A 1,058-nucleotide genomic window follows, 5' to 3' on the forward strand; every position below is an offset into this window, starting at 1 on the left:
CCCCCCTTCGCGCAGGGATCAGACCTGGCAGGCGATCTCGCCGGCGGCGCGTTCCCCGGAGGAGACCGCCGCGTTCAGGGTGGATTCGTCCGGGTCGGTGTGCTCGCCCGCGAAGTGGATCCGCCCCTCCTGCAGCGCCTCGCAGCCGGCCATCGAGGTGTACTGGCCGACCTTGTAGTACTGGTACGCGCCCCGTTGCCAGGGGGCCCGCGACCAGTGGTCCTCGTAGGCCCTGCCGGTGAACGTGGACCGGGTGCCCGGGTACACGTTCTCGATCTGGGACAGGAACCAGTCGACGTCCGCGGCGGGCGCCGGGCCGTGCGCGGCTCCGGTGAGCGCGTCGCGCGCGGTGTTCCCGCCGGGGAAGCCGACCACGAGCGCGGGCGAGCCGCCCGGGCCGCCGGCCACGGAGCCGTCCCAGGCCGTCTGGTATCCGAGCGGGCCGGTGTTGCTGATGCCGTTGCAGCCCAGCCGCGGCCAGGTCTTGGCGGAGATCTCGGTGACCAGCTTCGCGTTCTGGCCCATGCCCTGCTCGCGGATCGCGGTCAGTTTGCGGGCGGACAGGCCGGCCCCCGAGAGGTCGACGTCGCGCAGCGTACTGAAGGGCAGGGCCAGCACCACGTGGTCGGCCGCCGCCGTGACCGTACTGCCGTCGTGGTCGAAGGTGCAGGTGTACGAGCCGTCCCCGTTGCGGCGCAGGGCGGTGAGCGCGTGCCCCTGGCGGACCGTCCCGGCCGGGAGCTGGGCCGCCATCCCGCTGACGAGCTGGTCGTTGCCGCCGATGAGGTGGTACTTCTCGTCGAAGGCGCGCCCGCCGGCGAAGACGGACGAGGACCCGAGGAAGCCGATCATCCCGAGGGCCGAGGCCTCGCCGGGTTCCCCGCCCGACTGGAGCTGGAGGGCCTGGATCAGCTGGCCGAGCCGGGAGGACGGTGCCAGCCCGATCTCGTCGAGGTACTCCAGACAGGAGAGGTGGTCCAGCCGGTACGCCTCCGGGGTGTGGCTGTCGTAGCGCGCGGTGCCGGCGGCCGCGTACGAGGCGCTGAACGCGTCGTACG

At 72.9% G+C, this 1,058-nt stretch carries 1 protein-coding gene; it reads right to left on the reverse strand.

The genetic code is table 11. From position 1 onward, the window contains the following. Positions 1-18: 18 nt before the first annotated feature. The coding region (locus ACWGDE_RS39175) for a flavin monoamine oxidase family protein (RefSeq protein ID WP_453393851.1) at positions 19-1,058 on the reverse strand (1,040 nt) is incomplete at its 5' end.

This window comes from Streptomyces sp. NPDC054956 (genome assembly GCF_053609185.1).